The following is a 20,593-nucleotide window of genomic DNA, read 5'->3' on the forward strand; positions in this document are numbered from 1 at the left end:
CAGTTTTTCTCATACATCCAAGTTTGCTACCGACAACGCATTGCTTTCAATGAATTCACGACGCGGTTCAACGGCATCCCCCATCAGGGTGTTGAAGATCTGGTCGGTGGCGATGGCGTCCTCGATAGTGACCTTGAGCATGCGCCGTACACTGGGGTCCATGGTGGTTTCCCACAACTGCTCGGGGTTCATTTCGCCGAGGCCCTTGTAGCGCTGGATGCTGTGACGCTTGGTACTTTCCGCCATCAGCCAGGCAAGGGCCTCCTTGAAGCTGGATACCGGCTTCTTGCGTTCGCCGCGCTGCACGTAGGCACCGTCTTCCAGGAGGCTGTTCAGCTGCTCGCCGAGGGCGGTGACGGTACGGTAGTCGTTGCTGGCAAAGAAATCGCGGTTGAAGGTGACATAGCTGGAGAGCCCGTGGGCGATCATCTCCACCTCGGGCAGCCACAGATGGCGCTCGCGGTCCTCGCGTAGGCTAGCCCGGTAAGCCAGGCCGGACTTCTCGCTGGCCTTCAGACGGGCCTGGAATCGCTCCAGCCAGGCCTGCATAGCCGCCTGGTCGCCGAGCTGTTCAAGACCAACACGCGGCAGGTAGACGAAGTGCTCGGTGATTTCCTGGGGATAAAGACGCGACAGGCGAGCCAGAGTCTTCATCACCGTGCGATAGTCGTTGACTAGCCTCTCCAGCGCCAGCCCGGCGAGCCCAGGAGCACTCTCGTTGACGTGCAGGCTGGCGTCCTCGAGGGCCGACTGGGTCATGTATTCCTCCATGGCCTCGTCATCCTTGATGTACTGTTCCTGCTTGCCTTTCTTCACCTTGTACAACGGCGGCTGGGCGATGTAGACGTAGCCGCGCTCGATCAGCTCGGGCATCTGCCGGAAGAAGAAGGTCAGCAGTAGGGTACGGATGTGCGAGCCGTCGACGTCGGCATCGGTCATGATGATGATGTTGTGATAGCGCAGCTTGTCGATGTTGTATTCCTCACGGCCGATACCGCAGCCCAGCGCGGTGATCAGAGTGCCGACTTCGGCGGAGGAGAGCATCTTGTCGAAGCGCGCTTTCTCGACGTTGAGGATCTTGCCCTTGAGCGGCAGGATCGCCTGGGTTCGCCGGTTACGGCCCTGCTTGGCCGAGCCGCCGGCGGAGTCGCCCTCGACGATGTAGAGTTCGGAGAGGGCCGGGTCCTTTTCCTGGCAGTCGGCCAGCTTGCCGGGCAGGCCGGCGATGTCCAGTGCGCCCTTGCGGCGGGTCATCTCGCGGGCCTTGCGGGCGGCCTCGCGGGCGCGGGCGGCGTCGATCATCTTGCCAACCACCGCCTTGGCCTCGTTGGGATTCTCCAGCAGGAAGTCACCGAAGTACTTGCCCATTTCCTGCTCGACGGCGGTCTTCACTTCGCTGGAGACCAGTTTGTCCTTGGTCTGCGAACTGAACTTGGGATCCGGCACCTTGACCGAAATGATCGCGGTCAGACCTTCGCGGGCGTCGTCGCCGGTGGTCGCCACCTTGTACTTCTTGGCCAGGCCTTCCTGCTCGATGTAGGCGTTCAGGTTGCGGGTCAGCGCCGAGCGGAAACCAGCCAGATGAGTGCCACCGTCGCGCTGCGGAATGTTGTTAGTGAAGCAGAGGATGTTCTCGTTGAAGCCGTCGTTCCACTGCAGGGCAATCTCCACGCCGACCCCGTCCTCCTCACGCTGCATGTTGAAGTGGAACACCTGGCTGACCGCGTTCTTGTTGGTATTCAGGTAGTCGACGAACGCCTTCAGACCACCTTCGTACTTGAACAGCTCCTCCTTGCCACTGCGCTCGTCCTTGAGGAAGATGCCAACGCCGGAATTGAGGAAAGACAGCTCGCGAAGGCGCTTGGCAAGGATGTCCCAGCTGAAATGGATATTCTGGAAGGTTTCCGCGGAAGGCTTGAAATGGATCTGCGTGCCGGTGCCCTCGGTGTCGCCGACCGCGGCCAGCGGTGCCTGCGGTACGCCGTGCACGTAGGTCTGCTCCCACACCTTACCATCGCGGCGGATGGTCAGCACCAGCTCCTCGGAGAGTGCATTGACCACCGAAACCCCGACGCCATGCAGGCCGCCGGACACCTTGTAGCTGTTGTCGTCGAATTTACCCCCGGCATGCAGCACGGTCATGATGACTTCGGCGGCGGAGACGCCTTCCTCCTTGTGCAGATCAACCGGGATGCCCCGTCCGTTATCGCGCACGGTGATGGATTCGTCGGTGTGAATGGTGATGCTGATGTCATTGCAGTAACCGGCCAGCGCCTCGTCGATCGAATTGTCGACCACTTCGAACACCATATGATGCAGACCGGTGCCGTCGTCGGTGTCGCCGATGTACATGCCGGGGCGTTTGCGTACGGCATCCAGCCCCTTCAGGACTTTGATGCTGGACGAGTCGTACGTCTGGTTTTCGCTCATTACCTTCACTCCCGATCGTGGGTCTGGGTGATACGGCCCTGTTCCACGTGGAACAAGGCAACTGGCGTGTCCGTGCGCCAGCCTTCACGCAATGCTTCAAGGTCTACGCAGGTGATAAACACCTGGCAGTGCAGTTCTTCGAGCAACCGGCAGAGTGCTCGGCGATGCTGCTCGTCCAGTTCGGAGGGCAGGTCGTCGACCAAATAGATGCACTGGCCACGTCGGACACGGTCGACGAGATGACCCTGGGCGATCTTCAGCGCACAGACCACCAGCTTCTGCTGGCCGCGCGAAAGAAGATCCGCGGCGTTGTGCACCGCCAGGCGTAGACGCAGATCGGCTCGCTGGGGGCCGGACTGGGTATGCCCCAGCTGTTGATCGCGCGGCAGCGAAGCAGCAAGAACCTCGCCGAGCGAACGTTCCCGGTCCCAGCCGCGGTAATAGCTCAGGGTCAGACCGTCCAGCTCCACCAGCTCGCGCAGGACGCTCTCGAAAACCGGTTTCAGTGCCTGAATGTAACTGCGTCGATAACTGTCGATTTCTTCGCTCGCCAAGCACAGTTCCCGGTCCCAGGCGGCTTGCGAAACAGCGTCGATTCTACCATGGCGCAGCCAGGAGTTCCGCTGACGCAAGGCCGTCTGCAGGCGCTGCCAGGCCGGCAGGAAGCGAGGTTCCACGTGGAACACACCCCAGTCGAGGAACTGCCGGCGCACCTTGGGCGCGCCTTCCAGCAACCGAAAACTGTCCGGATTGATCAGCTGCAGCGGCAGGACCTCGGCGAGTTGCGCGGCGCTACGCACGTTTTGTCCGTCGATCCGAATCTGCAGCTCGCCCAGCCGGTTGCGGGCCACGCCCAGATTGCACACACGCCCGTCGCTTCCCTGCACCTGACCGAAGACCGTGCAGCTCGGCTGCTCGTGCTGGATCACCGGCGACAGGCGCTGGCTGCGGAAGGAGCGCGCCAGACCGAGCAGGTGGATCGCCTCCAGCAAGCTGGTCTTGCCGCTGCCGTTGGCGCCGTAGAGGATGTTGATGCCGGGCGAGGGAGCGAGAGTCACCAGGTGCAGGTTACGCACCGCGGTGACGGTCACGCGGCAAAGAGACATCGAGGCGGGACGACAGGCTTACAGGCGCATAGGCATGACGACGTAGGCGGAGTCGTCGTTGTCGGCTTCTTGGAGTAGAGCACTGCTGTTGGAGTCGGACAGGGTCAGGCACACCTGCTCGGCGCTCATCACTCCCAGTACGTCGAGCAGATAGCTGACGTTGAAGCCGATCTCCAGGCCATCGCCGCTGTAGTCGACCGCCACTTCCTCCTCGGCTTCTTCCTGTTCCGGGTTGTTGGCCTGGATCTTCAAGAGGCCGCTGGCCAGTTGCAGACGGATGCCGCGATACTTCTCGTTGGAGAGGATTGCCGTACGGCTGAAAGCCTCACGCAACAGCTGGCGGTCGCCGAGCACCTTCTTGTCTCCACCACGCGGCAGCACCCGCTCGTAATCGGGGAACTTGCCGTCGACCAGCTTGGAGGTGAAGGTGAACTCGCCGGTAGTGGCACGAATGTGATGCTGGCCGAGGACGATACTGACTTCGCCGTCCTGGTCGGTGAGCAGACGCGCCAGCTCCAGAATGCCCTTGCGCGGCACTATGACCTGATGGCGGTCGGCATGCTCGATGCCGGCCTGCATGGCGCACAGCGCCAGGCGGTGGCCATCGGTGGCGACCGCGCGCAGCACGCCGCCGTTCATCTCCAGCAGCATGCCGTTCAGGTAGTAGCGCACGTCCTGCTGGGCCATGGCGAAGCTGGTGCGCTCGATCAGCCGGCGCAGCTTGCTCTGCACCAGGGAGAAGGTCAGCGACCCTTGGCCTTCCTCGGCGGTGGGAAAATCGCCGGCCGGCAGAGTGGAGAGGGTGAAGCGGCTGCGGCCGGCCTTGATCAACAGCTTCTGCTCGTCGAGGCGGATGTCGATCAGCGTATCGTTCGGCAGGCTCTTGCAGATGTCCATCAGCTTGCGCGCCGGCACGGTGATCTCGCCGGGCTCGGCGTTTTCTTCCAGCGGCACGCGGCCGACCAGCTCGACCTCCAGGTCGGTGCCGGTGAGCGACAGTTGTTGTCTTTCGACGACCAGCAGCACGTTGGAGAGCACCGGCAGGGTCTGCCGGCGTTCGACGACGCCGGCGACCAGTTGTAGCGGTTTCAGCAGGGCTTCGCGTTGAATGGTGAAATACATGGTGTCCAGTCCCCAGTCGGTTGCGCCTGGCTCAGGTGGTCAGGGTACGCAGCAGGTTCTTGTAGTCCTCGCGAATATCCGCATCGGATTCGCGCAGTTCGGCAATCTTGCGGCAAGCATGGAGGACGGTGGTGTGATCACGACCGCCAAAGGAGTTGCCGATCTCCAGCAGACTGTGGTTGGTCAGCTCCTTGGACAGCGCCATGGCGACCTGTCGCGGGCGGGCCACCGAACGCGAGCGGCGCTTGGAAAGCAGATCGGCGATCTTGATCTTGTAGTACTCGGCGACGGTGCGCTGGATGTTGTCCACACTGACCAGCTTGTCCTGCAGCGCCAGCAGATCCTTCAGCGATTCACGGATCAGTTCAATGGTGATCGGATGATTGGTGAAGTGCGAGTGGGCGATGACCCTTTTGAGCGCTCCCTCCAGTTCGCGCACGTTGGAGCGGATGCGCTGGGCGATAAAGAAAGCGGCGTCGTGGGGTAGCTCGACCTTGGTCTGCTCGGCCTTTTTCATCAGGATCGCCACTCGGGTTTCCAGCTCCGGCGGTTCCACGGCCACCGTCAGACCCCAGCCAAAACGCGACTTCAGACGTTCCTCGAGCCCCTCGATTTCCTTTGGATAGCGGTCGCTGGTAAGGATCACCTGCTGGCCACCCTCGAGCAGGGCATTGAAGGTGTGGAAAAACTCCTCCTGGGAGCGCTCCTTCTTGGCGAAGAACTGGATATCGTCGATCAGCAAGGCGTCCAGCGAACGATAGAAACGCTTGAACTCGTTGATCGCATTGAGTTGCAGGGCCTTCACCATGTCGGCGACGAAGCGCTCCGAATGCAGATAGATCACCTTGGCATTGGGATTCTTCTTCAGGAGGTGGTTGCCGACCGCATGCATCAGGTGAGTCTTGCCCAAGCCGACGCCACCATACAGAAAGAGCGGGTTGTAGCCATGCTTGGGATTATCCGCCACCTGCCAGGCAGCAGCACGCGCCAGCTGGTTCGATTTGCCCTCGACGAAATTTTCGAAGGTAAAGGCACGATTCAGATAACTGGTATGTTTAAGGGCGCCCTCGACCTGTACCGAACGCTCGGTGCGCACCGTAGCCGGATTCGCCACCGGCTGTGCCACCACCGGCGGTGCACTCGGAGTTTCGTCGACCACCGCCGGCACAGGAGTTTGTAGTACCGGCGGAGATGAAGCAGGCTGCGCTGCGCGAGGAGCAGGGCTGCGCTTACTGCCGATCAGCAGGGAAACGGAGGGGGTGATGTCCTCACTACGTTCGCCGAGTAGCTCAAGCAGCCGGCCAAGATACTTTTCATTGACCCAGTCGAGAACGAAGCGATTAGGGGCATAAACACGCAGTTCATCGCCATCTGCCTCTACCTGCAGAGGACGAATCCAGGTGTTGAATTGCTGGGCGGGCAGTTCGTCACGCAACAGCTCGACGCACTGTTGCCAAAGTTCCACGGACACGTATCCCCCCTGCCGCCTGAACGGCTGGCCAAAAACAGTCTGCCATTGTATCCGTCCGGAATAAGGTTATCCACATAGATCCAGTAAGTCCGCCCTTCGAACACACCCAGAAGGCCGAAAATGGATCCCGATGTTCCAAGAGAACCTGTTGATAACTTTCCACAAGCCCAGTGAACAACTGGAGAGTCAGGCTTGTGGATAACGTCCCTGTGCATAAGCAGCCAATCCATACCCAGCTTATTCGCCAGCCCTGCACAGGCAAGTCACTTGGAATCGACAGGTTTGTTCATTGCTACAAGGTTGATATCTCCTGGCTTTGGATAAGTTTTCCACAGGTTAACCCTTAGCCAATTAACATAAAAAAAACAGTCTTTTAAAGATTTCTTCATTCTAATTTTTTCTGTTGAAATCTTTTCCACCGCCCCGCCAGAATCAGCTACCTGTTCCCTCCAAGCGCTGTCTTGGGCCAGCTGGTTGGAAATTGACCTGCCTTGCGGCTTTCTCTAGAATCGCCGGTCTCTTTAAAACGGGGGCCACTTCCGGCCCGTTAGTGACCACCAGGTAGAGCATCATGAAACGCACTTTCCAACCCAGTACCCTCAAGCGCGCTCGCACCCACGGTTTCCGTGCCCGCATGGCTACCAAGAACGGCCGTCAAGTCCTGTCGCGTCGTCGCGCCAAGGGCCGTAAGCGCCTGACCGTCTGATTCAGCCGGAACGGATGGTGAGTCGAGACTTCGGCCGGGAAAAGCGCCTGCTGATTCCCCGCCAGTTCAAGGCCGTCTTCGACTCCCCGACCGCCAAGGTTCCGGGCAAGCACGTCCTGCTCCTCGCGCGTCCCAACGATCTGGAACATCCCCGCCTGGGGTTGGTGATCGGCAAGAAGAGTGTCAAGCTCTCCGTCGGGCGCAACCGCCTGAAACGCCTGATACGCGATTCCTTCCGCCTAAACCAAGATAGCCTGGCCGGCTGGGACATCGTGGTGGTAGCCCGCAAGGGCCTCGGCGAGCTGGAAAACGCCGAAGTGACACAGCAATTCGGCAAGCTCTGGAAACGACTCGCTCGCAACCGGCCGCAGGCCGCTGTCGAGGCGACTGGAAACTCCCATGCGTAAACTGGCCCTCGCCGCGATCCAGTTCTACCGCTACGCGATCAGTCCGCTGATGGCCAGTCACTGCCGTTTCCACCCCAGTTGCTCCTGCTATGCACACGAAGCGATCGCCAGCTATGGTCTGCTGCGCGGCGGCTGGCTGAGCCTGCGCCGTCTCGGGCGTTGCCATCCCTGGAATCCGGGTGGTTACGATCCCGTTCCCCCGATCAAAACCTCCCGCCCCCCTTCGATGGCCGAGTAACCATGGATATCAAACGCTCGATCCTGCTCGTCGCCTTGGCAGTCGTGTCCTACCTGCTGGTTTTGCAGTGGAACCAGGATTACGGCCAGGCAGCGCTACCGCCTCAGAATGCAGCCACCCAAAGCGCCGCTCCGGCACTACCGGAAGCTGCATCAACCGCTCCGTCAGTCAGTGTGGATGTTCCCACGGCCGGCAGCGAGAACCGGCTGCCGGACAGTGCAGCGAGCCCTGCCGGCCTTGAGCTGATCCAAGTCCGCACCGATGTGCTGGAGGTGGCCATCGATCCGCGCGGTGGCGACATCGTCCAGCTCAAGCTGCCCAAGTTTCCCCGTCGTCAAGATCATCCGGAGATTCCCTTTCAGTTGTTCGATAACGGCAGCGAACGCCTTTACTTGGCGCAAAGCGGTCTGACCGGCACCAACGGCCCGGATGCCCGCGCCAGTGGCCGTCCCTTGTACGCCAGCGAGCAGCGCAGCTACCAATTGGCCGAGGGGCAAGACAGCCTAGTGGTCGAGCTGAAATTCACCGAAGCAGGCGTCGACTACGTCAAGCGCTTCACCTTCAAGCGCGGCGCCTATGATCTTGAAGTCCGCCACCTGATCGCCAACCACAGCGAGCAGCCTTGGACGGGCAACCTGTTCGCCCAGCTCAAGCGTGACTCGAGCGCCGATCCCTCGTCGACCACCGCGACCGGTACCGCCACCTATCTGGGGGCTGCCCTGGGGACCGCCGACGAACCGTACAAGAAGGTGTCCATGGGCGATATGGACGACAAGAGCCTGCGCGAAACCGTGCAGGGCGGCTGGATCGCCTGGCTGCAGCACTACTTCGTGACCGCCTGGGTGCCGAACAAGGATGACAGCAACCTAGTCGCCACTCGCAAGGACAGCCAGGGCAACTACATCATTGGCTTCACCGGCCCGACACTGAACATCCCGGCTGGTGCCAGTGGTGAAACCGTTACCCGTCTGTATGCCGGTCCAAAGGATCAGGACAAGCTAGGCGCTCTCTCGCCCGGTTTGGAACTGACCGTCGACTACGGCTTCCTGTGGTTCATTGCCCAGCCGATCTTCTGGCTGCTGGGTCTTATTCATGCGCTATTGGGCAATTGGGGCTGGTCGATCATCATCCTCACCGTCATCATCAAGCTGGCCTTCTTCCCGCTCTCGGCGGCCAGCTACCGCTCGATGGGCCGCATGCGTGCAGTCGCGCCCAAGCTGCAGGCCCTGAAGGAACAGCACGGCGAGGATCGCCAGAAGATGTCCCAGGCGATGATGGAGCTGTACAAGAAGGAGAAGATCAACCCGCTGGGCGGCTGCCTGCCGATTCTGGTGCAGATGCCGGTGTTTCTCGCCCTCTACTGGGTACTGCTGGAAAGCGTGGAAATGCGCCAAGCGCCCTGGCTGGGCTGGATCACTGACCTGTCGGTCAAGGATCCGTACTTCATCCTGCCGATCATCATGGGCGCGACTATGTTCTTCCAGCAGACGCTCAATCCGACGCCGCCGGATCCCATGCAGGCCAGGGTGATGAAGCTGATGCCGATCATTTTCACCTTCTTCTTCCTCTGGTTCCCGGCCGGCCTGGTGCTGTACTGGGTGGTCAACAACGTCCTCTCCATCGGTCAGCAGTGGTACATTACCCGACAGATCGAGAAAGCCGCACAGCCGGCTTGATCCTCACCACTGCCAGCCAGACCCGGACGCCCCCAGAGTGGGGCGTCTTGCTATCCGGAGCCCGCCATGCACAGCGCACGCGAAACCATTGCTGCCATCGCCACCGCCCAGGGCCGCGGCGGGGTGGGCATCGTGCGGATCTCGGGTCCCATGGCCGGGGCGGTCGCCGCGGGCATCTGCGAACGTCCGCTCAAGCCGCGGCATGCCCATTACGGCGCCTTCCGCGACGGCACGGGCCAGGTGCTCGACGAGGGCATTGCGCTGTTCTTCCCCGGCCCGCATTCCTTTACCGGCGAGGACGTGCTCGAGCTGCAGGGACACGGCGGCCCGCTGGTGCTCGACCTGCTACTGCGCCGTTGCCTGGAACTGGGCGCGCGCCTGGCCCGACCGGGCGAGTTCAGCGAGCAGGCTTTTCTCAACGACAAGCTGGACCTGGCCCAGGCCGAGGCGATTGCCGACCTGATCGAGGCCAGTTCGGCGCAGGCGGCGCGCAATGCGCTGCGCTCGCTGCAGGGCGAGTTTTCCCGCCGCGTGCATGCACTCACCGAGCGGCTGATCGAACTGCGCCTCTACGTCGAGGCCGCCATCGACTTTCCCGAGGAGGAGATCGACTTCCTCGCCGATGGCCGCGTCCTCGAGCTGCTTGACGGCCTGCGTGCCGAGTTGTCCACAGTACTGCGTGAGGCAGGGCAAGGCGCACTCCTGCGTGACGGCATGACGGTGGTCATCGCCGGCCGGCCAAATGCCGGAAAGTCCAGTTTGCTCAACGCCCTGGCGGGACGTGAGTCGGCGATCGTCACTGACATCGCCGGCACCACCCGGGATCTGCTGCGCGAACATATCCACATCGACGGTATGCCGCTGCACGTAGTGGATACCGCCGGCCTCAGGGAAACCGCCGACCAAGTCGAGCGAATTGGCGTCGAACGCGCCCTGCAGGCTATTCGTGAGGCCGATCGGGTACTGCTGGTGGTGGATGCCAGTGCCCCGGAAGCGGCCGATCCCTTTGCTCTCTGGCCGGAATTCTTCGACCTGCATCCAGAGCCAGGCAAGGTCACCCTAATCCGCAACAAGGTCGATTTGTCCGGCGAGCCGGTCGTTCAGGAACAGGGCTGCGACGGGCACGTTATTCTCGGCCTTTCGGCTCGTACTGGCGAAGGCCTGGAGTTGCTGCGCGAACATCTCAAGGCCTGCATGGGCTTCGAACAGACCATCGAGAGCAGCTTCAGCGCTCGCCGCCGGCATCTGGAGGCCCTGGGCCAGGCCGCTGCCTGTCTCGACCATGGGCACGCCCAGCTCATCGGCTGCGGTGCCGGCGAGCTGCTTGCCGAAGACTTGCGCCAAGCCCAGCAGGCACTTGGGGAAATCACCGGAGCCTTCACGCCGGACGATCTGCTCGGACGCATCTTCTCCAGCTTCTGCATTGGCAAATAGCCGACCCCTTTCTTCCAGACCTACTTTCACTCTCGCCCGAGAGTGATAGGCTGCTTCCCACATCGTGTTGTCCCCACGCTTGCTCTGTCCGTAGCCCGGTGTGTCCGCCGAATGTCATCCAGCCCTGTGGAAAACCTCCAGTGTGCTCCGTCGATAAGCTGGCGACAGCAGAGTAGGTAATTTCGTCTGTGGATAAAGTTCAATTTCATATACAGGGCATCTACAGCCGACACACTATGCACAGGCAGGCTTGTCACAGTCTTATCCTGACTGAAAAAATCGACAGCTAAAGGCGCTCGATAAGTTATCCACAAAAACGGCATGCTCTAGACACATAAGAACAAGCTTTTTAAAGATTTCATCCTGCTTGTCTTTGTTAGAACCTGTAGATCAGCAGTACAAGATGTACTGGTTATTTTTTGTTCAGGAGTTTCATTCGCCCCACCTAACTCTCTATACTTGCCGCCCTTTCTTTTCCCCCTACGAACAGGCACGAGGTGCGTGGTGGACTTCCCTTCCCGTTTTGACGTGATCGTGATCGGCGGTGGTCATGCCGGTACCGAGGCCGCACTCGCGGCTGCGCGCATGGGTACGAAGACCCTGCTGCTTTCCCACAATGTGGAAACCCTCGGGCACATGAGCTGCAACCCGGCCATCGGTGGGATCGGCAAGAGCCATCTGGTCAAGGAAATCGATGCACTCGGTGGCGCCATGGCCCAGGCCACCGACGTGGCCGGTATCCAGTTCCGCGTCCTCAACAGCCGCAAGGGGCCGGCAGTACGCGCCACGCGCGCGCAGGCCGACCGTGCGCTGTATAAGGCGGAGATCCGGCGCATCCTGGAAAACCAGCCCAACCTGTGGATATTCCAGCAGGCCGCCGACGACTTGATCGTCGAGGGCGAGCAGGTGTGCGGCGTGGTCACTCAGATGGGCCTGAAATTCCGGGCCGACAACGTGGTGCTCACTACAGGCACCTTCCTCGGCGGACTTATCCACATCGGTCTGCAGAATTACTCCGGCGGTCGCGCCGGCGACCCGCCTTCGATCGCTCTGGCCCAGCGCCTACGCGAGCTGCTGTTGCGCGTCGGTCGGCTGAAGACCGGCACACCGCCGCGCATCGACGGCCGCTCCGTAGACTTTTCGGCGATGAGCGAACAGCCAGGCGACACGCCCGTGCCGGTGATGTCCTTCCTCGGCTCGCGCGAGCAGCACCCGCGACAGGTCAGCTGCTGGATCACTCACACCAATGCGCGCACCCATGAAATCATCGCCGCCAACCTGGACCGCTCGCCGATGTACTCGGGGTGATCGAGGGCATCGGCCCGCGCTACTGCCCGTCGATCGAGGACAAGATCCACCGCTTCGCCGACAAGGACAGCCATCAGGTGTTCCTTGAGCCGGAAGGCCTGTCGACCCATGAGATTTATCCCAACGGTATCTCCACCTCACTGCCGTTCGACGTGCAGCTTGAAATCGTCCGCTCGATCCGCGGCTTGGAGAACGCCCATATCGTGCGACCCGGCTACGCCATCGAATACGATTTCTTCGATCCGCGTGACTTGAAATATTCGCTGGAAACCAAGGCGATCAGCGGGCTGTTCTTCGCCGGGCAGATCAACGGCACTACTGGCTACGAGGAGGCCGGCGCCCAGGGCCTGCTCGCCGGCGCCAACGCCGCGTTGCGCGCCCAGGGCCGCGAAGCCTGGTGTCCGCGCCGCGACGAGGCCTACCTTGGTGTGCTGGTCGACGACCTGATCACCCTCGGCACCCAGGAGCCGTACCGCATGTTCACCTCGCGCGCCGAGTACCGACTGATCCTGCGCGAGGACAACGCCGACCTGCGCCTGACCGAGAAAGGTCGCGAACTGGGCCTGGTCGATGACGCCCGCTGGGCGATGTTCTGTGCCAAGCGCGAAGGCATCGAGCGTGAGGAGCAGCGCCTGAAGAGTACCTGGGTGCGCCCCGGCACCTCGGAAGGCGAAGCGGTCGCCGCACGTTTCGGCAGCCCCTTGACCCGCGAGTACAGCCTACTCAACCTGCTGGCCCGACCGGAAATCGATTATGCCAGCCTGGTCGAGCTGACCGGTGGTGGCGCCGAGGACGAGCAGGTTGCCGAGCAGGTGGAGATCAAGACCAAGTATGCCGGCTATATCGATCGCCAGCAGGATGAGATCGCCCGCCTGCGCGCCAGTGAAAACACTCGTCTGCCGGATGATCTGGATTACACATCGATTTCCGGACTGTCCAAGGAGATCCAGCACAAGCTCGATCAGGCCCGCCCGCAGACGCTCGGCCAGGCGTCGCGGATTCCGGGAGTCACCCCGGCGGCGATTTCTCTGCTGCTGATCCATCTGAAGAAGCGCGCTGCTGGCCGGAACTTGGAGCAGAGTGCCTGATGTCCGCCGTCACCTCCCGCCACGCCGAGGAACTGGCGTACGGCGCCCGCGAGCTGGGCATCGAACTGTCCGAGCGCCAGCAGGAACAGCTGCTCGCTTATCTGGCGCTGTTGATCAAGTGGAACAAAGCCTACAATCTCACCGCCGTGCGCGATCCGGACGAGATGGTCTCGCGCCATTTGCTCGACAGCCTTAGCGTCGCGCCGCAGGTTGCCGGGGCTGGGGATAACTGGCTGGATGTCGGCAGCGGCGGTGGCATGCCGGGGGTTCCGCTGGCCATCCTGTTTCCCGGGCGACGCTTTACCCTGCTGGATTCCAACGGCAAGAAGACCCGTTTCCTTACCCAGGTGAAACTGGAACTGCAATTGCAAAACCTGGAAGTTGTTCACAGTCGGGTCGAGACATTCACGCCCGTGCAGCCGTTCTCCGGTATCTGTTCGCGGGCGTTCAGCTCGCTGGCGGATTTCGCCAACTGGACCCGTCATCTCGGCGACGGCGAAACCCGTTGGCTGGCGATGAAGGGCGTGCAGTCGGATGACGAGCTGCAGGTCTTGCCGAACGATTTTCGACTGGAACATACCTATGAGCTCAAGGTTCCCGGTTGTCAGGGTCAGCGCCATCTGCTGATACTGCGCCGCACTCCATGACCCGGACAGACGCTGACCATGGCTAAAGTACTCGCCATCGCCAACCAGAAGGGTGGTGTGGCCAAGACCACCACTTGCATCAACCTGGCCGCTTCGCTGGTAGCCACGCGCAGGCGTGTGCTGCTGATCGATCTCGATCCCCAGGGCAACGCCACCACCGGCAGCGGGGTGGACAAGCTGAATCTGGAGCATTCGGTTTACGATGTGCTGACCGGCGACTGCAGTTTCGCCGAGGCCATGCACTTCTCCGAGCACGGCGGTTACCAGCTGCTGCCGGCTAACCGCGATCTGACCGCAGCGGAAGTCGTTCTGCTCGACAAGCCGGGCAAGGAGCATCGGCTGCGCGAAGCGCTGGCGCCGATTCGCGAAAACTACGACTACATCCTCATCGACTGTCCGCCCTCGCTGTCGATGCTGACGGTCAATGCCTTGGCCGCCGCTGACGGGGTGATCATCCCCATGCAGTGCGAATACTATGCCTTGGAAGGACTGAGCGATCTGGTCAATTCGATCCAGCGCATCGGCCAAGCGCTCAATCCAAACCTGCAGATCGAGGGCCTGCTGCGCACCATGTATGATCCGCGCATCAGCCTGACCAACGAAGTCTCCGATCAACTTCAGGCGCATTTCGGCGACAAGCTCTACGAAACCGTCATCCCGCGCAACGTGCGACTTGCCGAAGCGCCCAGCCACGGTGTGCCGGCGCTGGTCTACGACAAGCAATCCAAGGGTGCACAGGCCTATCTGGCACTGGCCAGCGAACTGTCGCGCCGTCAGCGTCAGGCCTCGCGCGGCGCCCGAGCATAAGGAGCTTCCATGGCGATCAAGAAACGAGGCCTGGGCCGCGGGCTGGATGCCTTGCTGGGCGGTACCGGTGGCGTGGCCGCCCTGCAGCAGAAGGGGGTCGAACAGCAGCAGATCGATGGCCACGAACTGCAGCACCTGCCACTGGAACTGATCCAGCGCGGCAAATATCAGCCGCGTCGCGACATGGATCCGGTAGCGCTGGAAGAGCTGGCACAGTCGATTCAGGCCCAGGGGGTGATGCAGCCGATCGTGGTGCGGCCGATCGACGGCCAGCGCTACGAGATCATCGCCGGCGAGCGGCGTTGGCGGGCCAGCCAGCAGGCCGGATTGGAGAAGATTCCGGCCATCGTCCGCGAGGTACCGGATGACGCCGCTATCGCCATGGCGCTGATCGAGAACATCCAGCGCGAGAACCTCAATCCAATTGAGGAGGCCATCGCCCTGCAACGCCTTCAGCTGGAGTTCCAGCTGACTCAGCAGCAGGTTGCCGATGCGGTGGGCAAGTCGCGGGTCAGCATCAGCAACCTGCTACGGTTGATTGCTTTGCCGGAGGAGATCAAGACCCTGCTCTCCCATGGCGACCTGGAGATGGGCCATGCCCGTGCACTGCTGGGGCTTCCCGCCGAACGGCAGGTGGAGGGCGCGCGACACGTTGTCGCACGCGGTCTGACCGTTCGGCAGACTGAGGCGTTGGTTCGTCAGTGGTTGAACGACCGGCCGCAACCCGAGAAAGCCCACACGGCAGATCCGGACATAACCCGTCTGGAACAGCGGCTGGCTGAGCGTTTGGGCTCTCCGGTGCAGATCAAGCACGGTCAGAAAGGCAAGGGCCAACTTGTGATCTGCTACAACTCTCTGGACGAACTGCAGGGCGTCTTGGCGCACATACGCTGATATTCCACGGTGTAGCGGGCAGTCGGAAAAGACTACCGGATGGTTGAACCGATGTGTAACCCCCCTATACTCGCCGCGCATTTTGAAGGCGGCAGCACTCGTTGGGGGCTCCGCCAAGGCGGCGGGAATCGTGTGAACATACGTAATCGAACACCTCTCCATCGCCTTCCCGTGTTTCGCATATTGGTCGTGCAGTCCCTGGTAGGACTTGTCGCGGCCTGCGTGTGCGGGGTGTTTTTTGGGTTGGTCGCAGGGTATTCAACCTTGCTCGGAGGCCTGATTGCCTGGCTGGCCAATCTGTATTTCGCCCATAAGGCCTTTCGCTATTTCGGCGCGCGTTCGGTCAAGGCCGTGGTCCAGTCTCTTTGGTCCGGTGAAATGGGAAAACTGATTCTGACAGCGGCGCTCTTTGCGCTGGTGTTTGTGGGGGTGCAGCCTCTCGAGCCGCTGGCATTGTTCGGTGGCTACCTACTGGTGCTCGGCACCGGAGCGAGCTCACTCCTGCTGATGAGGAACAATCCGAAGCATTGAGTATTTGAGGCGTCTATGGCGAACACCCCAGTCGAATATATACAGCATCACCTACAGAATCTGGTCTTCGGCTCGCACCCGGAAAAGGGCTGGATCATCGCTCATACGCCAGAAGAGGCAAGGGAGATGGGGTTCTGGGCCATCCATCTGGACACCATCGGTTGGTCGGTCGCCATGGGCGTGCTGTTCCTGTGGCTGTTCCGCAAGGCTGCGCTCAGTGCTTCCACCAAGGTTCCTGGTCCCCTGCAGAACCTGGCCGAAATGTGCATCGAGTTCGTCGAAGGCATGGTGCGGGACACCTTCCATGGCCGTAATCCGGTGATTGCCCCTTGGCCATGACCATCTTCGTCTGGGTGTTCCTGATGAACAGCCTGAAGTGGGTGCCGGTCGACTTCATTCCCGGCCTGGCGCATCTTTTGGGCGCGCCCTACTTCAAGATCGTGCCGACCGCCGATCCCAACGGCACCTTCGGCCTGGCGCTCGGCGTGTTCATCCTGATCCTGTTCTACAGCATCAAGATCAAAGGCTTTGCTGGCTTCGGCAAGGAACTGGCGTTCACCCCGTTCAATCACTGGGCGCTGATCCCGTTCAACCTGTTCCTCGAGATCCTCGGCCTGTTGGCAAAGCCGCTGAGTCTCGCTCTGCGTCTGTTCGGCAACATGTATGCCGGTGAGGTGGTGTTCATCCTTATCGCCCTGCTGCCGTTCTGGGCTCAGTGGGTGCTGAATGTGCCTTGGGCGATTTTCCATATTCTGGTGATTCCGCTGCAGGCCTTCATCTTCATGGTGCTGACGGTGGTGTACCTGAGCGCCGCTCATGAAGATCATCACTGACCGGCAATAAAACGCTTCCCCCCAACCAAAACCTACCCTTAGCTTCAGGAGCTTTACATGGAACTTGTCATCATCGCCGCCTCCATCATGATCGGTCTGGGTGCCCTGGGCACCGGTATTGGCTTCTCCCTGCTGGGTGGCAAGCTGCTGGAATCCACCGCTCGTCAACCCGAGCTGGCTCCTCAGCTGCAAACCAAGACCTTCCTGATGGCCGGCCTGCTCGACGCCGTGCCGATGATCGGTGTTGGTATCGCGATGTACCTCATCTTCGTTGTCGCTCCCTCTGCTGCTTGAGCATTTCCCGGTTCAAGAAGGGGTTCGCTTGGCGAGCCCCTTCGTTGAGGAAATGGCAAGCACGCCGAACGAGATAGCACGAGGTAAATCGCTGTGAACATGAACTTGACGCTATTTGGTCAAACGATCGCCTTCGCTATTTTCGTCTGGTTCTGCATGAAGTACGTTTGGCCGCCACTCACCCAGGCCATGCAGGAACGCCAGAAGAAAATCGCCGAGGGTCTGGATGCTGCAGGCCGTGCTCAGCAAGATCTGAAGCTGGCTCAGGAAAAGGTTTCCAATACTCTCCGTGAAACCCGCGAGCAGGCTGCCGAGATCATCGAGCAGGCTAATAAGCAGGCCAATGCGATCGTGGAAGACGCCAAGCAGCAGGCACGTGCCGAAAGCGAGCGACTGATCGCCGGGGCCCAGGCCGAGATCGAGCAGGAAGTGAACCGTGCCAGGGACGAACTGCGCACTCAGGTGGCGGCTCTGGCCATCCTGGGCGCGGAGAAAATCCTGGAGTCCAAAGTGGACACCAAGGCGCACAACAAGCTGGTCGAAAAACTGGCCTCCCAACTCTAAGCGAGGCAAGCGATGATCAATAACCAGACGCTTGCTCGGCCTTACGCAAAAGCCGCTTTCGAGTATGCCAGCGCGGCCAGCAGCAGCGACGCCTGGTCGGGTATGTTGAGCCTGGCTGCCGCTATCGTTGAAGCCCCCGAAGTCGCCGAACTGCTGCGCAACCCGCGCCTGACCCGCGAAAGCAAGGTCGAGGCCGTGCTGCGTCTGTTCGCCGCCGACGTCGATGAAGCGTTCCGCAACTTCATCGCCAACATGGGCGAGCACGATCGCCTGGCCGTGTTGCCGACTGTGCGCGAACAGTTCGATGCGTACAAGGCGGAAGCCGAAAAGACGATCGACGTCGAACTTGAGACGGCTTACGAGCTTTCCGCCGAGCAACTCGAAACCTTGTCTGCCGCCCTGTCGAAGCGGCTAGATCGTTCCGTCAACCCCAGGCAGGTAGTGAATCCTGCTCTGATCGGTGGCCTGGTCATCCGCGCCGGCGACGTGGTTGTCGACGGTTCGGTCCGCGGCAAACTGAGCCAGTTGGCCGAATCGTTGAAATCCTGATTTGAGGGTCATGGCATGCAGCAACTGAATCCTGCTGAGATTAGTGAAATCATCAAGCAGCGCATCGCGAATACCGATGTGACTGCCCAAGCCCGCAACGAGGGCACCGTCGTCAGCGTATCTGACGGTATCGTTCGCATCTATGGTCTGGCCGACGTCATGTACGGCGAGATGATCGAGTTCCCCGGCGGCATTTATGGCATGGCGCTGAACCTGGAGCAAGATTCCGTCGGTGCAGTGGTACTGGGTAACTACCTGGGCCTGACCGAAGGCATGAGCGCCAAGTGCACCGGCCGCATCCTGGAAGTCCCGGTCGGTCCGGAACTGCTGGGCCGCGTCGTGGACGCGCTGGGCAATCCGATCGACGGCAAGGGTCCGATCGGCGCCAAGCTCACCGATGCGGTCGAGAAAGTGGCACCGGGCGTGATCTGGCGTAAGTCGGTCGACCAGCCGGTGCAGACTGGCTACAAGTCGGTCGATGCCATGATTCCGGTCGGCCGTGGCCAGCGCGAGCTGATCATCGGTGACCGCCAGATCGGCAAGACCGCGCTGGCTATCGACGCCATCATCAACCAGAAGAACAGCGGCATTAAGTGCGTCTATGTGGCTATCGGTCAGAAGCAGTCGACCATCGCCAACGTGGTACGCAAGCTGGAAGAGCACGGTGCGCTGGCCAACACCATCGTGGTAGCTGCTTCCGCTTCCGAATCCGCTGCCCTGCAGTATCTGGCTCCCTACGCCGGCTGCACCATGGGCGAGTACTTCCGTGACCGCGGTGAAGACGCGCTGATCGTCTATGATGACCTGTCCAAGCAGGCCGTCGCCTATCGTCAGATCTCCCTGCTGCTGCGTCGTCCGCCGGGCCGCGAAGCTTACCCGGGCGACGTGTTCTATCTCCACAGCCGTCTGCTGGAGCGCGCCTCTCGCGTTTCCGAAGAGTACGTGGAGCAGTTCACCAAGGGCGCCGTGAAAGGCCAGACCGGTTCGCTGACCGCGCTGCCGATCATCGAAACCCAGGCTGGTGACGTGTCCGCCTTCGTTCCGACCAACGTGATCTCCATCACCGACGGTCAGATCTTCCTGGAATCCTCCATGTTCAACTCGGGTATCCGTCCGGCCGTCAACGCCGGTATCTCGGTATCCCGCGTCGGTGGTGCGGCCCAGACCAAGATCATCAAGAAGCTGTCCGGCGGTATCCGTACCGCTCTGGCCCAGTACCGTGAACTGGCGGCCTTCGCCCAGTTCGCCTCGGACCTCGACGAAGCTACCCGTAAGCAGCTCGAGCACGGTCAGCGCGTGACCGAGCTGATGAAGCAGAAGCAGTATGCGCCGATGTCCATCGCCGAGATGGCCGTTTCCCTGTATGCCGCCGAGCGCGGTTTTCTGCAGGACGTCGCCGTGGCCAAAATTGGCGCCTTCGAGCAGGCGTTGATCGGTTACTTCCAGCGTGAGAAAGCAGATCTGCTGGCGAAGATCAACGAGAAGGGTGACTTCAACGACGAAATCGACGCAGGCATCAAGGCCGGCATCGAGAAGTTCAAGGCCACCCAGTCCTGGTAAGCCGCAGCGGGAGCCGCAAGGCTCCCGCCTGCTAACCCGAAAGGTGTCAAATGGCAGGCGCAAAAGAGATTCGCAGCAAGATTGCGAGCATCAAGAGCACGCAGAAGATCACCAGCGCCATGGAAAAGGTGGCGGTCAGCAAGATGCGCAAGGCCCAGATGCGCATGGCTGCCAGCCGTCCCTATGCGGAGCGGATCCGTCAGGTCATCGGCCATCTGGCCAAGGCCAACCCGGAATACAAGCACCCGTTCATGGTCGAGCGTCCGGTCAAGCGCGTCGGTTACATCCTTGTCTCCACCGACCGCGGTCTGTGCGGTGGCCTGAACATCAACCTGTTCAAGGCCCTGATCAAGAACATGAAGGAATGGCACGACAAGGGTGTCGAGGCCGACTTCTGCGTGATCGGCAACAAAGGGGCCAGTTTCTTCCGCAGCTACGGCGGCAATGTGGTCGCGGCGATCGGCAACCTGGGTGAAGAGCCCTCGATCAACAGTCTGATCGGCAGCATCAAGGTGATGCTGGATGCCTTCCACGAAGGCCGTGTGGACCGTCTGTACCTGGCGTCGAACAAGTTCATCAACACCATGACCCAGAAGCCCGTCGTCGAGCAGTTGCTGCCGCTGGCCGCCAGCGATGACGAAGGTGTTCAGAAGGGGTCCTGGGACTACCTGTACGAACCCAACGCCCAGCAGTTGCTGGATGCTCTGCTGGTTCGCTACATCGAGTCGCAGGTCTACCAGGCCGTGGTGGAGAACGGCGCAGCCGAGCAGGCGGCGCGGATGATCGCGATGAAGAACGCGACCGACAACGCCGGCGAGCTGATCAGCGATCTGCAGCTGGTCTACAACAAGGCCCGTCAGGCGGCGATCACCCAGGAAATTTCGGAAATCGTCGGCGGCGCTGCCGCGGTTTAAGAACGGTTCATAAG

General features: G+C 61.1%; 18 protein-coding genes and 2 pseudogenes. 16 read left to right on the forward strand and 4 right to left on the reverse strand.

Features of this window, described 5'->3' with window-relative positions:
* Positions 1–9: 9 nt before the first annotated feature.
* Genes gyrB through dnaA form a run of 4 tightly spaced genes read right to left on the reverse strand, consistent with a single transcriptional unit; the run spans position 10 to position 6,129 of the window.
* Positions 10–2,430, reverse strand: coding sequence for a DNA topoisomerase (ATP-hydrolyzing) subunit B (gyrB, locus tag Atro_RS13680; protein ID WP_497923087.1), 2,421 nt, complete (start codon positions 2,428–2,430; stop codon positions 10–12).
* 5 nt (positions 2,431–2,435) lie between these two features.
* Complete coding sequence (gene recF / locus Atro_RS13685) at positions 2,436–3,536, reverse strand: DNA replication/repair protein RecF (protein WP_497923089.1); 1,101 nt, start codon at positions 3,534–3,536, stop codon at positions 2,436–2,438.
* A gap of 18 nt (positions 3,537–3,554) precedes the next feature.
* Entirely contained in the window at positions 3,555–4,658 is a 1,104-nt protein-coding gene (dnaN, locus tag Atro_RS13690) for a DNA polymerase III subunit beta (protein ID WP_497923091.1), read from the reverse strand.
* Positions 4,659–4,689: 31 nt separating this feature from the next.
* Positions 4,690–6,129, reverse strand: a complete 1,440-nt coding sequence (gene dnaA, locus Atro_RS13695) for a chromosomal replication initiator protein DnaA (RefSeq protein ID WP_497923093.1) — start codon at positions 6,127–6,129, stop codon at positions 4,690–4,692.
* A 571-nt stretch (positions 6,130–6,700) separates the two neighbouring features.
* Here dnaA and rpmH point away from each other — a divergent pair.
* The 16 genes and pseudogenes from rpmH (at position 6,701) to atpG (ending at position 20,579) form a co-directional block, all read left to right on the forward strand.
* Entirely contained in the window at positions 6,701–6,835 is a 135-nt protein-coding gene (gene rpmH, locus Atro_RS13700; protein ID WP_003458028.1) for a 50S ribosomal protein L34, read from the forward strand.
* Between the two features lie 14 nt (positions 6,836–6,849).
* A complete protein-coding gene (gene rnpA / locus Atro_RS13705; protein WP_497923097.1) occupies positions 6,850–7,242 on the forward strand; it encodes a ribonuclease P protein component in 393 nt (130 codons plus the stop codon).
* The gene (yidD, locus tag Atro_RS13710) at positions 7,235–7,480 is read left to right on the forward strand and encodes a membrane protein insertion efficiency factor YidD (RefSeq protein WP_497923099.1); all 246 of its coding nucleotides are present in this window, start codon (positions 7,235–7,237) and stop codon (positions 7,478–7,480) included. The genes rnpA and yidD overlap by 8 nt, the downstream gene beginning before the upstream one ends.
* A gap of 2 nt (positions 7,481–7,482) precedes the next feature.
* On the forward strand, positions 7,483–9,156 hold the full coding sequence (gene yidC, locus Atro_RS13715) for a membrane protein insertase YidC (protein WP_497923101.1): 1,674 nt from the start codon (positions 7,483–7,485) through the stop codon (positions 9,154–9,156).
* 66 nt (positions 9,157–9,222) lie between these two features.
* Positions 9,223–10,590, forward strand: a complete 1,368-nt coding sequence (mnmE, locus tag Atro_RS13720) for a tRNA uridine-5-carboxymethylaminomethyl(34) synthesis GTPase MnmE (protein ID WP_497923103.1) — start codon at positions 9,223–9,225, stop codon at positions 10,588–10,590.
* Positions 10,591–11,094: 504 nt separating this feature from the next.
* Positions 11,095–12,986, forward strand: a pseudogene (gene mnmG, locus Atro_RS13725) (tRNA uridine-5-carboxymethylaminomethyl(34) synthesis enzyme MnmG).
* Positions 12,986–13,633 (forward strand): 16S rRNA (guanine(527)-N(7))-methyltransferase RsmG, encoded by a 648-nt coding sequence (rsmG, locus tag Atro_RS13730; RefSeq protein ID WP_497923105.1) that lies wholly within the window; start codon positions 12,986–12,988, stop codon positions 13,631–13,633. Before mnmG ends, rsmG begins: the two are co-directional and overlap by 1 nt.
* A gap of 18 nt (positions 13,634–13,651) precedes the next feature.
* Positions 13,652–14,440, forward strand: coding sequence for a ParA family protein (locus Atro_RS13735; protein ID WP_497923107.1), 789 nt, complete (start codon positions 13,652–13,654; stop codon positions 14,438–14,440).
* A gap of 9 nt (positions 14,441–14,449) precedes the next feature.
* Positions 14,450–15,334 (forward strand): ParB/RepB/Spo0J family partition protein, encoded by an 885-nt coding sequence (locus Atro_RS13740; RefSeq protein WP_497923109.1) that lies wholly within the window; start codon positions 14,450–14,452, stop codon positions 15,332–15,334.
* A gap of 132 nt (positions 15,335–15,466) precedes the next feature.
* Positions 15,467–15,865 (forward strand): F0F1 ATP synthase subunit I, encoded by a 399-nt coding sequence (locus tag Atro_RS13745; RefSeq protein ID WP_497927684.1) that lies wholly within the window; start codon positions 15,467–15,469, stop codon positions 15,863–15,865.
* 15 nt (positions 15,866–15,880) lie between these two features.
* Positions 15,881–16,698 (forward strand): annotated as a pseudogene (atpB, locus tag Atro_RS13750) (F0F1 ATP synthase subunit A).
* A 57-nt stretch (positions 16,699–16,755) separates the two neighbouring features.
* Positions 16,756–16,992, forward strand: coding sequence for a F0F1 ATP synthase subunit C (gene atpE / locus Atro_RS13755; protein WP_460428875.1), 237 nt, complete (start codon positions 16,756–16,758; stop codon positions 16,990–16,992).
* Between the two features lie 93 nt (positions 16,993–17,085).
* A complete protein-coding gene (locus Atro_RS13760) occupies positions 17,086–17,556 on the forward strand; it encodes a F0F1 ATP synthase subunit B (protein WP_497923111.1) in 471 nt (156 codons plus the stop codon).
* Positions 17,557–17,568: 12 nt separating this feature from the next.
* A complete protein-coding gene (locus tag Atro_RS13765; RefSeq protein ID WP_497923113.1) occupies positions 17,569–18,105 on the forward strand; it encodes a F0F1 ATP synthase subunit delta in 537 nt (178 codons plus the stop codon).
* Between the two features lie 15 nt (positions 18,106–18,120).
* Positions 18,121–19,665 carry a F0F1 ATP synthase subunit alpha gene (atpA, locus tag Atro_RS13770; RefSeq protein WP_497923115.1) on the forward strand — a complete coding sequence of 515 codons (1,545 nt, stop codon included), beginning with the start codon at positions 18,121–18,123 and terminating at the stop codon, positions 19,663–19,665.
* Positions 19,666–19,715: 50 nt separating this feature from the next.
* Complete coding sequence (atpG, locus tag Atro_RS13775; RefSeq protein ID WP_497923117.1) at positions 19,716–20,579, forward strand: F0F1 ATP synthase subunit gamma; 864 nt, start codon at positions 19,716–19,718, stop codon at positions 20,577–20,579.
* The last annotated feature ends 14 nt before the right edge of the window (positions 20,580–20,593 follow it).

Source organism: Azotobacter tropicalis, from assembly GCF_059739045.1.

Coding starts and splice junctions, on each gene's coding strand:
- Atro_RS13765 (WP_497923113.1), top strand. CDS start 17,569: ATGATCAATAACCAGACGCTTGCTCGGCCTTACGCAAAAGCCGCTTTC.
- yidD (WP_497923099.1), top strand. CDS start 7,235: ATGCGTAAACTGGCCCTCGCCGCGATCCAGTTCTACCGCTACGCGATC.
- gyrB (WP_497923087.1), bottom strand. CDS start 2,430: ATGAGCGAAAACCAGACGTACGACTCGTCCAGCATCAAAGTCCTGAAG.
- atpG (WP_497923117.1), top strand. CDS start 19,716: ATGGCAGGCGCAAAAGAGATTCGCAGCAAGATTGCGAGCATCAAGAGC.
- Atro_RS13735 (WP_497923107.1), top strand. CDS start 13,652: ATGGCTAAAGTACTCGCCATCGCCAACCAGAAGGGTGGTGTGGCCAAG.
- dnaN (WP_497923091.1), bottom strand. CDS start 4,658: ATGTATTTCACCATTCAACGCGAAGCCCTGCTGAAACCGCTACAACTG.
- mnmE (WP_497923103.1), top strand. CDS start 9,223: ATGCACAGCGCACGCGAAACCATTGCTGCCATCGCCACCGCCCAGGGC.
- atpA (WP_497923115.1), top strand. CDS start 18,121: ATGCAGCAACTGAATCCTGCTGAGATTAGTGAAATCATCAAGCAGCGC.
- atpE (WP_460428875.1), top strand. CDS start 16,756: ATGGAACTTGTCATCATCGCCGCCTCCATCATGATCGGTCTGGGTGCC.
- Atro_RS13740 (WP_497923109.1), top strand. CDS start 14,450: ATGGCGATCAAGAAACGAGGCCTGGGCCGCGGGCTGGATGCCTTGCTG.
- rnpA (WP_497923097.1), top strand. CDS start 6,850: ATGGTGAGTCGAGACTTCGGCCGGGAAAAGCGCCTGCTGATTCCCCGC.
- rpmH (WP_003458028.1), top strand. CDS start 6,701: ATGAAACGCACTTTCCAACCCAGTACCCTCAAGCGCGCTCGCACCCAC.
- rsmG (WP_497923105.1), top strand. CDS start 12,986: ATGTCCGCCGTCACCTCCCGCCACGCCGAGGAACTGGCGTACGGCGCC.
- yidC (WP_497923101.1), top strand. CDS start 7,483: ATGGATATCAAACGCTCGATCCTGCTCGTCGCCTTGGCAGTCGTGTCC.
- recF (WP_497923089.1), bottom strand. CDS start 3,536: ATGTCTCTTTGCCGCGTGACCGTCACCGCGGTGCGTAACCTGCACCTG.